The organism is Geodermatophilus sp. SYSU D00815 (genome assembly GCF_054050035.1).
In genome coordinates this window covers 156,953-170,471 of record NZ_JBJGYO010000004.1, presented here as the reverse complement: position 1 = coordinate 170,471, position 13,519 = coordinate 156,953, and the positions used below count along the sequence as shown (strand labels likewise).

The 13,519-nt window shown below is 75.8% G+C and carries 13 protein-coding genes and 1 tRNA gene; 2 read left to right on the top strand and 12 right to left on the bottom strand.

Annotated features, from left to right (window positions below):
* Positions 1-67: 67 nt before the first annotated feature.
* The 6 genes from ACI78S_RS06885 to ACI78S_RS06860 are packed head-to-tail and all read right to left on the bottom strand — an operon-like array spanning position 68 to position 7,366.
* A complete protein-coding gene (locus ACI78S_RS06885) occupies positions 68-1,762 on the bottom strand; it encodes a serine/threonine protein kinase (protein ID WP_456971520.1) in 1,695 nt (564 codons plus the stop codon).
* On the bottom strand, positions 1,762-3,222 hold the full coding sequence (locus ACI78S_RS06880) for a peptidoglycan D,D-transpeptidase FtsI family protein (protein WP_456971518.1): 1,461 nt from the start codon (positions 3,220-3,222) through the stop codon (positions 1,762-1,764). The genes ACI78S_RS06885 and ACI78S_RS06880 overlap by 1 nt, the downstream gene beginning before the upstream one ends.
* Positions 3,219-4,634 carry an FtsW/RodA/SpoVE family cell cycle protein gene (locus ACI78S_RS06875; RefSeq protein ID WP_456971516.1) on the bottom strand — a complete coding sequence of 472 codons (1,416 nt, stop codon included), beginning with the start codon at positions 4,632-4,634 and terminating at the stop codon, positions 3,219-3,221. Before ACI78S_RS06875 ends, ACI78S_RS06880 begins: the two co-directional genes overlap by 4 nt.
* Positions 4,634-6,028, bottom strand: a complete 1,395-nt coding sequence (locus ACI78S_RS06870) for a PP2C family protein-serine/threonine phosphatase (protein WP_456971514.1) — start codon at positions 6,026-6,028, stop codon at positions 4,634-4,636. Before ACI78S_RS06870 ends, ACI78S_RS06875 begins: the two co-directional genes overlap by 1 nt.
* The gene (locus ACI78S_RS06865) at positions 6,025-6,486 is read right to left on the bottom strand and encodes an FHA domain-containing protein FhaB/FipA (protein WP_456971512.1); all 462 of its coding nucleotides are present in this window, start codon (positions 6,484-6,486) and stop codon (positions 6,025-6,027) included. The genes ACI78S_RS06870 and ACI78S_RS06865 overlap by 4 nt, the downstream gene beginning before the upstream one ends.
* Positions 6,487-6,541: 55 nt before the next feature.
* The gene (locus ACI78S_RS06860) at positions 6,542-7,366 is read right to left on the bottom strand and encodes an FhaA domain-containing protein (protein WP_456971510.1); all 825 of its coding nucleotides are present in this window, start codon (positions 7,364-7,366) and stop codon (positions 6,542-6,544) included.
* A gap of 158 nt (positions 7,367-7,524) precedes the next feature.
* On the opposite strand from ACI78S_RS06860, the gene ACI78S_RS06855 reads away from it, so the two are divergent.
* Positions 7,525-7,607, top strand: a tRNA-Leu gene (locus tag ACI78S_RS06855).
* Between the two features lie 87 nt (positions 7,608-7,694).
* Positions 7,695-8,006 carry a hypothetical protein gene (locus tag ACI78S_RS06850; protein WP_456971508.1) on the top strand — a complete coding sequence of 104 codons (312 nt, stop codon included), beginning with the start codon at positions 7,695-7,697 and terminating at the stop codon, positions 8,004-8,006.
* Positions 8,007-8,012: 6 nt separating this feature from the next.
* On the opposite strand, the gene ACI78S_RS06845 is transcribed toward ACI78S_RS06850, so the two are convergent.
* The 6 genes from ACI78S_RS06845 to ACI78S_RS06820 form a co-directional block, all read right to left on the bottom strand.
* Positions 8,013-8,651 (bottom strand): response regulator, encoded by a 639-nt coding sequence (locus ACI78S_RS06845; protein ID WP_456971506.1) that lies wholly within the window; start codon positions 8,649-8,651, stop codon positions 8,013-8,015.
* Positions 8,648-10,576, bottom strand: a complete 1,929-nt coding sequence (locus ACI78S_RS06840) for a histidine kinase (protein ID WP_456971504.1) — start codon at positions 10,574-10,576, stop codon at positions 8,648-8,650. Before ACI78S_RS06840 ends, ACI78S_RS06845 begins: the two co-directional genes overlap by 4 nt.
* A gap of 32 nt (positions 10,577-10,608) precedes the next feature.
* On the bottom strand, positions 10,609-11,301 hold the full coding sequence (locus ACI78S_RS06835; RefSeq protein WP_456971502.1) for a hypothetical protein: 693 nt from the start codon (positions 11,299-11,301) through the stop codon (positions 10,609-10,611).
* Positions 11,302-11,424: 123 nt separating this feature from the next.
* Positions 11,425-11,916 carry a DUF1707 SHOCT-like domain-containing protein gene (locus ACI78S_RS06830; protein ID WP_456971500.1) on the bottom strand — a complete coding sequence of 164 codons (492 nt, stop codon included), beginning with the start codon at positions 11,914-11,916 and terminating at the stop codon, positions 11,425-11,427.
* Positions 11,917-12,028: 112 nt separating this feature from the next.
* The gene (locus ACI78S_RS06825) at positions 12,029-12,595 is read right to left on the bottom strand and encodes a hypothetical protein (protein WP_456971498.1); all 567 of its coding nucleotides are present in this window, start codon (positions 12,593-12,595) and stop codon (positions 12,029-12,031) included.
* A 120-nt stretch (positions 12,596-12,715) separates the two neighbouring features.
* Positions 12,716-13,507 (bottom strand): endonuclease/exonuclease/phosphatase family protein, encoded by a 792-nt coding sequence (locus tag ACI78S_RS06820; protein WP_456971496.1) that lies wholly within the window; start codon positions 13,505-13,507, stop codon positions 12,716-12,718.
* Between the last annotated feature and the right edge of the window lie 12 nt (positions 13,508-13,519).

Here is a 13,519-nt window from a genome sequence, read left to right as displayed (position 1 = left end):
AGGGGGCCGTCGGCCACCCTAACCGGCGCGGCCGCCGGATCCCGGGAATCCCGGACGTCGAGGACCACTACGTCCCATCCGGCACAGCCGCCGCACCGAGGCTCTCCCCGTCCGCCTGACCCTCGCCCTCCGCCGGCCCCTCGCCCGCGGGGGGTTCGCCGGCCGTCGTCCCGGGCGCGGTGGCCGTGGTCGTCTCCGTCGTGGTCTCGGTGGGGCTGGACGTGGTGGTGGTCGGGGCCTGCGAGGAGGTCGTCGGCCGCGAGGTCGTCGACGACGAGGTCGTCTGCTGCGGCTGCTCGGTCGGCCGGCCGTCGTCGCCGTCGTCGGGCGCGTAGCCGTCCCCGGCGACGAACAGGATGACCGCGGAGCCGACCGGCACGGTGGTGTCGGCCGGGTCGGACCCGGCGACGGCGCCCGCGGCGAGCTCCCGCCCGAGCGCGGCCAGCCGGTCCTCGCCGGCCTCCTCGCGGTTGACCTGCAGCCCCTGCCCCTCGAGGAGGGTGCGCACCTCGTCGTACGGCCGGCCGATGTAGGCGGCGGTGTCGACGACCACCGTCCCGGCCGTGGTGGGGGCGGCGCTGGTGGAGGAGGCGCTGGCCGTGGTGCCGCCCGGAGGGCTCTCCTCGCCGTCGCCGCTCAGCAGCAGCCACCCGCCGCCGGCCAGCAGCAGCACGGCCAGGACGACGGCGGCGATCCACAGGCCGCGCCGGTTGCGCCGCGCCGGCTGGCCGTCGTCCCGCCGGTCGTCGTCCCCGTCGACCGGCGGGCCCTGCAGCGGCGGCATGGTCCGCGGCGACGTGGAGGGGCCGCGGACCGCCGCGGCGGCCCCCGTGCCGCCGCCGAGCACGCGGGTGCCGTCCTCGGGCATGGCGATGACCTCGGTGGTGGCCGCCGTGACCGGGCCGCCGGCCGCCGCGACCGGACCGGCGGCCGCGGCCACCGCGCGGACCGCCTCGGCGAAGGCGCCGCCGTCGGGGAAGCGCTCGGCCGGGTCCTTGGCCAGCGCCCGCTCGACGAGCTCGCGCACCGCCCGGGGGATCTCCGCGGGCAGCGGGGGCGGCGGCCGGTTGATGTGCGCCAGGGCGATCGCGACCTGCGAGGTGCCGTCGAAGGGCCGCACGCCGGTCAGGCACTCGTAGGCGACCACGCCGAGGGAGTAGACGTCGGAGGCGGCGGTGACCTCGAAGCCCTGCGCCTGTTCCGGCGAGAGGTACTGGGCGGTGCCCACGACCATGCCGGTGCGGGTGAGGGGGGCGGCGTCGCGGGCCTGCGCGATGCCGAAGTCGGTCAGCTTCACCACGCCGTCGGGCCGCACCATGAGGTTGCCGGGCTTGATGTCGCGGTGGACCACCCCGGCCCGGTGGGCGACGGAGAGCCCTTCGGCGGCCTGGCCGAGCACGTGCAGCGTCCAGTCGACCGGGAGCCGGCCCTCCTCGTGGAGGATCGTGACCAGTGGCTGGCCGTCGACGAACTCCATGACGAGGAAGGCCAGGTTGTGGCCGGTGCGCTCGTCGACGGTCTCGCCGTAGTCGTAGACCGAGGCGATGTTGGGGTGGGAGAGCGCTGCGGTGTGCCGGGCCTCGTTGCGGAACCGGGCCAGGAAGTTCGGGTCCCCGGTGAACTCGCTGCGCAGCACCTTGGCCGCGACCGTGCGGTCGAGCACGCGGTCGCGCGCCCGCCACACCTCGCCCATGCCGCCCACGGCGATGGGTGCGGTGATCTCGTAGCGCCCGGCGAGGAGGGTGCCCAGGGACAGCGCCATCAGCCCCCCTGTTCCCCGAAGTAGGCCTCCATCACCTGGCCGGCGATGGGAGCCGAGATGTCACCGCCGGTGCCCTCGGTGCCGCTCTGCCCACCGTTGCGCACGAACACGGCGAGCGCGATCTCGCGGTCGCCCTCGCTGCCGAAGCCGATGAACCAGGTGTGCGGGCTCTGGCCCTCGCCGATCTCCGCGGTGCCGGTCTTGCCGCCGACCGTGACGCCGTCGACGCGGGCACGGCGGCCGGTGCCGTCCTCGACGACGCTGACCATCATCTCCTGCAGCTGGGCGGCGACGTCGGCGGAGATCGGCTGCGCCCGCTCCTCCGGCTCGGTCTGGTCGATGACCGTGAGGTCGGGGGCGCGCACCTGGTCGACCAGGTAGGGCTGCATCAGCGTGCCGTCGTTGGCCACCGCCGCGGCGATCATCGCCGCCTGCATGGGGGTCATCTGCACGTCCTGCTGCCCGATGGAGCTGATGCCCAGCTGGGCGTCGTCGGCGATGTCGCCGATGGTGCTGCCCGCCACGGACAGTGGCATGCGGAAACCCTCGCCGTCCATGCCGAACGCCTCGGCCATCTCCCGGACCCGGTCCTCGCCGAGGTCGATGCCCAGCTGGGCGAAGGCGGTGTTGCAGGAGATGGTGAGCGCGTCGATCAGCGGCTGCTCCTGGCTGGGGTCGCAGGTCTCGCCGTTGAAGTTCTCGAGCTCCGTGCTGGTGCCCGGCAGGGTGAGCAGGTCGGGGGCGGGGATGACCGTCTCCGGCGTGTAGCCGTCCTCGAGGGCCGCCGCGGACACGACCACCTTGAACACCGACCCCGGCGAGTAGCGCTGCGAGATCGCCTGGTTGCTGCGCGGGTCGGTGTCGGCGGCGTCGAGCTGGGCGGCGTAGTCGCGGATGCCGGCCGGGTCGTGGCTGGAGAGCAGGTTCGGGTCGTAGGTCGGCGTGCTGGCCAGGGCCAGCACGGCGCCCGTGGACGGGTCGAGGGCGACCACGGCGCCGACCACGCCGTCGAGGGCCTCCATGGCGGTCTGCTGCAGCGTGGGGTCGAGGGTGAGGACGACGTCGCCGCCGGAGGGGTCGCGGCCGGTGAACAGGTCGGCCAGCCGCCGGGCGAACAGCCGGGGGTCGTTGCCGGCGAGCACGTCGTTCTCGGCCCGCTCCAGCATGGAGGTGTTGTAGATCAGCGAGTAGTAGCCGGTGACCGGGGCGTAGGTCGGCCCCTGCGGGTACTGGCGCAGGTAGGTCAGCCGGTCGTCGGTGCGCACGGAGAGGGCGATCTCGGTGCCCTCCACGACGATCGACCCGCGCTCGCGCTCGTACTCCTCGAGCAGCACGCGGGTGTTGCCGGAGTCGTTGCGCAGCTCGTCGGAGCGGACGACCTGGATGTAGTTGACGTTGATGATCAGCAGGGTGAACAGCACCAGCACGCTGATCGCCACGCGGCGCAGCGGCGCGTTCACGACTGCACGACCTCCGTCGGGGCGTCACCGAGCCGCGGCGGCTGCGGCGCCGGCGGCGCGGCCGGGCGGCGCGCGGCGTCGCTGATCCGCACCAGCAGGGCGACGAGGCCGAAGTTGGCGACCAGGGAGGAGCCGCCGTAGGCCAGGAACGGGGTGGTCAGGCCGGTCAGCGGCAGCAGCCCGGTGACCCCGCCCAGGACGACGAACACCTGCCAGGCGATGGCGAAGGCCAGGCCGGCGGCGAGCAGCTTGCCGAAGGCGTCGCGCACGATCAGCGAGGTGCGCAGGCCGCGCTCGACGAGGATCAGGTAGACGATGATCACCGCGACCAGCCCGAAGAGCCCCAGCTCCTCGCCGATCGCGGCCGTGATGAAGTCGCTCTTCGCCACCGGCACCTGGTCGGGCCGGCCGCTGCCCAGCCCGGCGCCGAACAGGCCGCCGGTGCCCAGGCCGAACAGCGACTGCACGAGCTGGTAGCCGGCGTCGTCGCGGTAGGCGAACGGGTCGAGCCAGACGTCGACGCGGGCCTGGACGTGCGCGAACAGCTGGTAGGCCAGCAGCGCGCCACCGGCGAAGAGCCCCAGGCCGATCAGCAGCCAGCTCGCCCGCTCGGTGGCGATGTAGAGCATCACCACGAAGATGCCGAACAACAGCAGCGAGCTGCCCAGGTCGCGCTCGAAGACCAGCACGAGGATCGAGAACACCCAGGCGACCAGGACGGGGCCCAGGTCGCGGCCGCGGGGCAGCTCCAGGCCCGCCACCCGACGGCTGGCCAGCGCGAGGACGTCGCGCTTGTCGACCAGGTAGGCCGCGAAGAAGATGACCAGGCAGATCTTGGCGAACTCGCCGGGCTGGATGGAGAAGCCGGCGACGCGGATCCAGATCTTGGCGCCGTTGACCTCGGAGATCGAGCCCGGCAGCAGCGCCGGGACGGCCAGCAGCACGAGGCCGACGAGCATGAGCGTGTAGGCGTACCGGGACAGCACCCGGTGGTCGCGGATGACCACCAGCACGGCGACGAACAGCGCCACGCCGATCGTGGCCCACAGCAGCTGGGTGGGCGCGCTCTCGCTGGTGTCGGCGCCGCCCTCCTGGCTGCCGGCCAGGTCCAGCCGGTGGATCACCGACAGCCCGAGGCCGACCAGCAGCGCGACCGACGGCAGCAGCAGCGGGTCGGCGTAGGGCGCCCACCTGCGGACGACGACGTGCGCCACGGCCCACAGGGCGGTGATCCAGATCCCGAAGGTCGCCAGCTCCGGCCGCAGCGACCCGGTGACGGTGAGGTCGACGATGCACTGGGCGGCGAGCGTGATGAGGACGGCGAAGCCCAGCAGGGCCAGCTCCGTGCCCCGGCGCTTGGGCGAGGCGCCGGCGGCGGCGATGCCGCGCGGGTCGGTGGACGGCCCGGCCATCACTTCTCCTCCCGGCAGTCCACTCCCGGCTCGTAGGACGGCGTCGTCGCCCGGCTCTCGGTGGTCGTGGTCGTGGGCGTGCTCGGTGCCAGTGTGATCGACGGGTCCGTGGTGAGCGGCGGCAGACCGGACGGCTCGGTGCTCGGCGACGCGCTGGGCGTGCTGGTCGACTCCTCCGGGTCGGGGCACACCGGCAGCTGCTGGTCGCGCAGCGCGGTCAGGATGCGCTCTGCGTCGGCGGCGTCGTCGGCCTCGATGCCGTCGCGCACCCGGCTGCGGGCCACCGGCTCGAGGTCGCTGACGGCGAGGTCGGTGGCCCGGTCGAGGCGGTAGAGGTCCACGCCGAAGGGCGAGGTGTGCAGGCCGCGGAAGACCGCCACCCGCTCCGCGTCGCCGGAGCCGTCCACGCCGACGAACCAGTGCTGCAGGGCCCACACGTAGGTGCCGATGCCGCCGGCGACGAGCAGCACGACCAGGCCGAGGGCCACGAACACCAGCCGCCACGGGCGCCGGCGCCGGACCGGCGGGCCGACGACGGACTGCACCGCGGGCGGCGGCGGGGGCGGCGGGTCGGCGAGGGCGGCGCGGCCCGCGGCCGAGCGGGGGTCGACCTGCCGCTGGCCGACGTTGTCGCCGGCCGCGCCGTCGACCACCGGCTCGATGAGCACGGGCTGGCCGGTGTCCTCGACGACGTCGGCGACGATCACCGTGATGTTGTCGGGGCCGCCGCTGCGCAGCGCCAGCTCGATGAGCCGGTCGGCGGTCGACTGCGGGTCGGGGTCCTTGAGGGCCTCGGCGAGGGTCTCCTCGCTGACGACGCCGGAGAGCCCGTCGGAGCAGAGCAGGTAGCGGTCGCCGGCGCGGGCCTCCCGCATGGACAGGTCGGGCTCGACGTCCTGGCCGTTGAGGGCGCGCAGCAGCAGCGAGCGCTGCGGGTGGCTGTTGGCCTCCTCGGGCGTGATCCGGCCGTCGTCGATCAGCGTCTGGACGAACGTGTCGTCGTGCGTGATCTGGGAGAGCTGGCCGTCGCGCAGCAGGTAGGCGCGGGAGTCGCCGACGTGGCAGAGGGCCAGCCGGCCGCCGGCGAACAGGATCGCCGTCAGCGTCGTCCCCATGCCCTCGAGCTGGGGGGCCTCGCGGATCACCTCGCGCAGGTGCTCGCTGCCCTCGAACACCGCCTGGCGCATCGCCTGCAGCATGTCGCCGGACGGCGCGTCGTCGTCCAGGTGCTCGAGCGCGGCGATGACGACCTTGCTGGCGACGTCACCGGCCGCGTGGCCGCCCATGCCGTCGGCGACGGCGAGCAGGCGGGGCCCGGCGTAGACGGAGTCCTGGTTGTTGCCGCGGATGAGGCCGCGGTCGGAGCGCGCCGCGTAGCGCAGGACCAGGCTCATGAGCGCAGCTCCAGCGCCGTCTGGCCGATCCGGATCACCTGGCCCGGCTGGACCAGCATGGGGCCCTGCACGCGCTGTGTGTCGAGGTAGGTGCCGTTGGTGGAGCCGAGGTCCTCCACGTACCACGAGCCGGCGCGGTTGGTGAGGCGGGCGTGCCGCGAGCTGGCGAAGTCGTCGGTCAGCACGAGCGTGGAGTCGTCGGCGCGGCCGATGAGGATGGACTGCTCCCCGAGGGTGATCTTCGTGCCGGTGAGCGGGCCGGCGGTGACGACGAGCGTGCGCGGACCGCGGGCCTTCTTCTTGCCCGAGGGCGTCGCCCTCGGCGGGACGGAGGCGACCCGGCCGGCGCGGCCGCCGAACAGGTCGGCGCGGACGACCCGGAACGCGGCGAAGATGAACAGCCACAGCAGCAGCAGGAAGCCGAAGCGGAAGATCTGCAGGACGATCTCGGCGGTCATGCGCCCACCTCGGCGGGGACGCTGCTGCCGGTTCGGGGGTTCTCCAGCCGCGACCTCACGCGCCGTCCTGCCGGTAGACCAGCACCGAGTGCCCGATGCGGATCACGTCGCCGTCGGACAGGGCCTGGCGGTTGATCCGCCGGCCGTTCACCAGCGTCCCGTTGGTGGAGCCGAGGTCCTCGGCGATGGCGGTGCCGTTGTCGAGGACGACGTCGACGTGCTTGCGGCTGACCCCGGTGTCGGGCAGCCGGATGTCGGCCTCCGTGCCGCGGCCGATGATGTTGCGGCCGCTGGTCAGCGTGTGCCGCGTCCCGGGGCCGTCGACGACGAGGACGTGCTGGACCCGCGACCCGGCACGGCCGACGACCGACGGCGACTGGCGGCCGGTGTCGGTGGCCACCCGCCCGCGCAACGGGGGCAGCGGCGGCAGCGCGGGGTGGGCCGCGCTGGGGTTGGCGCCGTTGACCGGGGGCGGCGCCAGGCGGGCCTCCCGCGACGGCGGGCGGGCGGGGTCGGCGACGTGCGAGCTGACCTCGAAGACGCCGGTGGGCAGCTCCTCGTCGAGCTCCAGGGTCACCTGGACGTCACCGAAGGTCTGGTACCCCTCGTCGGCGATGTGCTCGGTCACCATGTCGGCGAGCTCGCCGGCGAGCTGGTCGGACCATTCGGCGAGGTTCTCGTAGTCGACCCGGCCCAGCCGCACGGTGTAGAGGTTGGGCGCGAGCACGCGGCCCTCACCGAGCACGTTGCGCTGCTCGTCGGCCTCCCGCTGGAGGGCCTTGGCGATCTCCGCCGGGTGGACCTTGCCCTTGAACAGGCGGGCGAAGGCGAGACCGACCATGCCCTCGAGTCGTCGCTCGAAGCGCTGCAGCACACCCACAGTCGCTCCCTTGCGCTCGCCGCCGACGTCTGACTGGTGATCGTAGCCGGGCGCGGGGCCGCCGACCGGCCAGGAACCGCGCGACGCCCCGGGAGGCGTCCCGCCGACGGCCCCTGCACCGGCGTCCGCGGAGGTGCTGCTAGTGTTCTGGAGCGCCAGGGCAAGTGGCGGAATGGCAGACGCGCACGGTTCAGGTCCGTGTGTCCGGAAGGACGTGGGGGTTCAACTCCCCCCTTGCCCACACGTGCACGAAGGCCGCGGGAGCTGCTCCCGCGGCCTTCGTCGTCCCGGGGTCCCGTCGGCCGCCTGGACCGCCGATGAGGAGGGCATGCGTGCCCGCCGTGTCGCCACCGCCCTCGTCGCCTTCACCCTCGGCGCAGCCGCCTCCGCGGCGCTGCGCCGGCTGCCCGCGCGCCGTCGTCCGGCGCTCGGCGCGGCGCCCGTGCCCGCCGCGCCGACCGTGCCCGTCGCGCCGGTCCTGCCGGTGCCCGACGCCGTGATCCTGCCGTTCCCGCGCCCGGTGGCCCCGGCGGCGCCGGCCCGCTGCGGGGACAGCGGCGGGGTGACCAAGGCCGGCGCGCCGTGCGCCGCGCGGCCCACCGCCGGCGGCCGCTGCCGCCACCACCGGCTCGCCGCCTGACGGGGCTCAGCGCGACCGGCCGAGGCCGGCCTCCCGCGCGCGGACGACGGCCTCGGCGCGGTCCCGGGCGCCCAGCTTGGCGAAGATCGACGTGATGTGGTTGCGCACCGTCTTGTCCGACAGGTACAGGCGGCGGGCGATCTCGGCGTTGGCCAGGCCGGCGGCGACCAGGTCCAGCACCTCCCGCTCGCGGTCGGAGAGCTCGGGGAAGGGCCGGGCCACCACCCCGGAGCCGGCCGTGAAGAAGGCCCGCAGCCGGCGGGCGATCTCGGCGCCGTAGACGGCCTGACCCGCCCCGACCGCGGCGAGGGCGCGGCCGATCTCCTCCTGCCCGGCGCCCTTGAGCACGTAGCCGAGCGCGCCGGCCTGGATCGCGGCGAAGACGGCGTCGTCGTCGGCGACCATGGTGAGGACGAGGACCCGCACGTCGGGGTCGGCGGCCACCAGCTGCCGCGTCGCCTCGATGCCCGTCAGCCGCGGCATCTGCAGGTCCATGAGGACGACGTCGGGGCGTTCGCGCCGCACCGCGGCGACGGCCTCCTCGCCGTCGGCCGCCTCGGCGACCACGTCGACGCCGAGGTCCTCGAGCAGCACGCGCAGGCCCTGCCGGAAGACCGGGTGGTCGTCGGCCACGACCGCCCTCATGCCGGCTCCTGCCGCGGCAGCACCGCGTGCACCCGCGTGCCACCGAGCGCACCGGGGCCGACCGCGCACGAGCCGCCCAGCTCGGCGGCCCGCTCGGCCATCGAGGCCAGCCCCACCTCGGGGGTGCGGTCGCGGGCGAGCCCCCGGCCGTCGTCGACCACGTCCACCTCCACACCGTGCGGGCCGGACCGCACGGTGACGTCCACCGTGCGCGCGCCCGCGTGCCGGACGGCGTTGTGCACCGCCTCCTGGACGATCCGCAGCACCGCCACCTCGAGCGCCGCCGGGAGCCCGGTCAGGTCGCCGTCGGCCGTCACGGTCACGGCCGGACCGCCGTCGGCGAGGGGCGCGGTGGTGGCGCGCAGCGCCCCGAGGAGGCCGAGGTCGTCGAGCGCGGGGGGACGGAGACCGTGCACCAGGCGGCGGACGTCGGACACCGCCTCCGCGGCCTGCCCGCCCGCGGCGGCGAGCAGCGTGCCGGCCCGCTCGGGGTCCTGGCGGCGCAGCGCGGACGCCGCGGTGTCCAGGGTCATGACGACGGCGGACAGCTGCGGGCCCAGCCCGTCGTGCAGGTCGCGGCGCAGCCGTCGCCGCTCCTCCTCGCGGGCGGTGACCAGCCGCTCCCGGGACTCCTCGAGGGCGCCGGAGAGGCGGACGGCGTACGCGGCCGCGGCCAGCCGGCCGGCGAGGTCGGTGAGCACCCGCTCGTCGGCGGGGCCGAGCGCGGCGGCCGCGGCGCGGGGGGCCGCCAGCAGCGTGCCGACCGGCTCGCCGTGCAGGACGAGGGGGACGCGGGCGGCGACCGCCGGGAGGTCGCCGGACCCCTCGCGGACGACCGAGCCGTCGGGCAGCGGCACTTCCACGGCGGCGCCGCGCAGGCGCAGCCCCCCCGCGACGGCCGCCGCGCCCTCGCGCAGCGCCTGCCGCGGGGTGGCCGCCTCGCGGAGGACGGCGTCCACGCGGGTGAGCAGGGCGTACGGATCGCCGCGCTCGCCGTGCAGCAGCCGGTCGACGAGCCGCTGCACCCGCACGCGGGCGGGGTGGAAGGCCAGCGCGACGGCGAACGCGCCGAGGAACGGAGCGGCCCCGCGGCGGTCGCTGAGCAGGGCCCCCGCCCACCCGACGACGGCGGCGTACACGGCGGCCGTCAGACCGAGCAGGACGGCCAGCACCAGCGTGCGGTCGACCAGCAGGTCGATGTCGTAGAGCCGGTAGCGGAAGGCGGCGACGGCGATGCCGGCCGGGATCAGCAGGACGGCCAGGGAGACGCCCCACCAGGGGGCGAGGAACGTGGCGGCGATGGTGGCGCCGACGCCGTAGGCGACCCAGGCGAGCTGCCGCCGGGCCGCGCCGTCGGAGCGGCGCACCCGCACCACGACCGAGGCGATCCCCAGGGCGACGAGCGCGCCGAGGGCGAGCACGAAGACGGGGTGCGCGAAGGGGTCCCGGCGGCCGCCGGGCAGGGCCAGCAGCACCGTCGTCGCGACGGTGACCGCCAGCGCGGCCGCCAGGGGCCAGCGCCACCGGCCGGGCAGCGGCCGCCCGTGGGGGAGGACCTGCGGCAGCACGGTGGCCACGAGCAGCAGGCCCGGCGCCCACGTCCAGCCGCGCAGCCAGCCGGCGACCCCGTCGTCCCCGCCGAGGACGGCCCAGGAGGTGGCGAGCGCGTAGGCGCCGGCGCAGGCGCCGACCGCGAGGAGCAGCCACCCGAGCCGGCGCGCGGCCGGCAGCCCCACCAGCAGGGCGCCCGCGACGGCGAAGGAGGGGGCGACGACGGATTCCGGCGTCCGGAACAGGTCGGGCAGCCACGTGCCGCCGGTGGCGAGGGGCAGCACCACCGCCACCGCGGCGGCCGTGGTGGCGGCGACGGCGAGGAGCCGGGCCCCGACGACGGGGGCCCGGCTCCCACCGGGGGCTCGCAGCACGGTCGCAGAACCTAGCCCGGCCGGACCGCGGCTCAGGGGTTCCGCGGCGACGGCTCGCCCCGTCGGGCGAGGTGCGCCGCCAGCCCGAGCGCGCCGGCGAGCCACAGCCAGTGCGGGTCCACGGGGCCGACGGCGCCGACCGAGAAGTCGAGGACGACGAAGGCCAGCCACACCGCCGCGATCCAGCGCGGGGCGGCGCCGGTGACGAGCAGGCCGACCGCCAGGACTGCCATGCCCAGGGCGCTGCCGACGAGGAAGGGCGCGAGGAACAGCGCGAGGAACAGCGGGTGCGCCTCCACGGCGCCGAGCAGGCCGGCCGCGGCCTGCGGGTCGGCCTGGGCGGAGGCCGGCACCTGGAGGAGGCCGAGGAGGTGGATGCCCACGAAGCCCCACATCCCGGCGACCAGGAGCGCGCCGGCCACGGCGGCCGTGCGGCGGGCCCGGGTGGCCAGCAGCCGGGCGGCGGCGAGGAAGGCGATCACCATGAACGGGATGGCCAGCGTGCCGACGACGAGGCGGGTGCTGAAGAGCGGGAGGTGCTCGGCCACCAGCGGCAGCTGGTCGACCAGCTCCTCCGGTCGCGGGGGCAGGAACTGCAGGAGCACCGCCTCGGCGGTGTTGAGCACCGCGCCGGTGACGAGGCAGGCGATCGCCAGCCTGCGGCCGGGCAGCGGGAGCGCGCGGCGCGCGGTGGTGGCGGGTGCGGGTGCGGTGGTGACGGACACGGTCGGCGGACCTCTCGGTGCGCGGCGGGCCTGTCCCGCCGGACTGCCGTCACCGTCTCCGTCGGGGTGTCCCGCCCGCATGGGAGCGGGGTCCCGAGCTGATCGGGACCCCGCTCGGCGCGCTCAGCGGGTCAGCCGCTCCGGGTGCCGGGAGCGGGGACGGTCCCAGGCGCCGCGGGTCAGGCTCTGGGCGAGCAGCACGGCGCCCCACGGGCCGATGACCCACATGGGCCAGAAGTAGAGCAGGGCGCCGCTGGCCAGCGACGTGATGAGCCAGACGGTGAGGACGATGACCGCGGTCGCCGACCAGCTGCTCCACGCCGCCCGGGTCGACGAGCCCCAGCCCCACGGGTGCCCGCTCCAGGCGCCGGCGCCACAGGGGCCGGCGTGGCCGGGGCGTTGCGAGGCGACGGGCGCGGCGGGGCGGGTCGGCTCGGTCGAGGGCAGGTCGCTGGTCAGCACGGCGAGGTCGCCGTAGGTCTTGGCGGCGACGGCCCTGGCCGAGCGCTCCTCGTACTCGGCCACGGTCAGCCGTCCGGCGGCCATGTGCTCGCCGAGGCGGCGGACGACCGCCTCGCGGTCCTTGTCAGCGGCGCGCATGCGGGGCTCGGGCATGGCTCCAGTCTTCGTCGTCGGGCCCCTCGGGACCACTGACGGACGTCACGACTTCCCGGTGGCAGGCCTCAGCCGGCGCGGGCGGGTGCGGGGTCGTCGGCCGGTGGTCGGATCACGTGGATCCCGGTGCCGTCGGGGCGTGCCGGGCGATCGAGAGGAACCGTTGCTCGGTGGGGTCCGGTTCCGGGCCGTCGGCGTCGAGCCGGGCCAGGTGGGTGTGCACCAGCCGGGCGGTGTCGGCGTGCTCGTGCGCCGCGGCGAAGCCGGCCAGCACCGCGGCCACGGCGGGCAGGTCCACCCCCTGGGCGGCGGCGAGCGCGGCCGGCCGCGGTGCGGTGATCTTGCCGATCAGGTCGGCCTGGTCGGCGGTGATCGCCCCGGCCGCGTGCGCGGCCGCCACGGCCGGCAGCCGCTCCAGTGCCCGCCCGACCCGCACCAGCTGGGACGCCGCCGAGGGCGAGAGCCGGCCGTGCCCGCGCAGCCACGACTGCGCCGTCGCCATCCCGTCCCCGGCGAACGCCCGTTTGCTGTCGGCGGCGCGGACGGTGCGGGCCAGCTCGGCCTGGGCCCGGTTGGCCACCTCGACCAGGTCCCGCGCCTGCTCCAGCAGCCCTTCGGCGGAGAGGGCGTGCAGGTCGGCGGCGGCCAGCGCGTCGAGCACTGCGGCCAACTGCTCCACGAACACCTCCCCACCAGGGCCGTACAGGTGTTCGAAGTCTACCGCCGTCCGACCGGCCGGGCGACCTGAATCCCCAGGTCAGCGGTCTGTCCACAGATCGTACGGGAGGGTTGCGCGGCGTCAGTGCGGCGGTGGGGGCTCGAGGTCGGCGAGCACGCCGTAGTGGTCGCTCGCGGCCGTGTCGGGGGTGGCGAAGACGCGGCGGCAGTCGGTGATCCGCAGCGTCGGCCCGCCGTGCAGCCCGCAGCGCACGAGGACGTAGTCGATCCGGCGGTACGGCCAGTCCTGGTCGGCGACGTACGGGTTCTCCGGGACGAAGGTGTGCCCGGGCTCGCCGGGGTGCACGCCGGCCCAGGCGTCGCGGTAGCAGACCGACAGCCCGTCGACGACGTGCCGACCGGTCCAGAACCGGATGCTGTCGGCGTCGGGGTCGGCGTCCAGGTCGCCGGCCACCACGACGTGGCCGGGCCGGCCGGCCACGAGCTCCTCGAGCGCCCCCGCGGCGCGGCGGGTCTGGCGCACCCGTGCCGACTCCTGGTCGAGGTGCCAGTCCGGCAGGTGGTGGGCCAGCCACACGCGGCCGACCGGCGCCGGGGCCAGCAGCTCCGTGACGAACGTCGTCGCCACGAAGTCGGGAGCGCCGGAGCCCGCGGGCAGGCCCACGTCGACGACCTCCCCCACCGGCCAGCGGCTCGCCGTCGTCATCCGGCGCCCGTCGGCCCACGCCTGGCGGTGCGTGAGGTGCCACCCGTCCCCGAGCACCTCGCGGGCCTGGTCGCGGCCGTCGCCGACGACGACCTCCTGCAGCGTGACGACGTCGGGTGCCAGCTCGCCCAGGCCCTCCGCCAGCAGGCGGCCGCGCCGGGGCCAGTCCGGACCGCGCCCGAAGACGTTCAGCGTGACGACGCGCACGAGCGCCAGCGT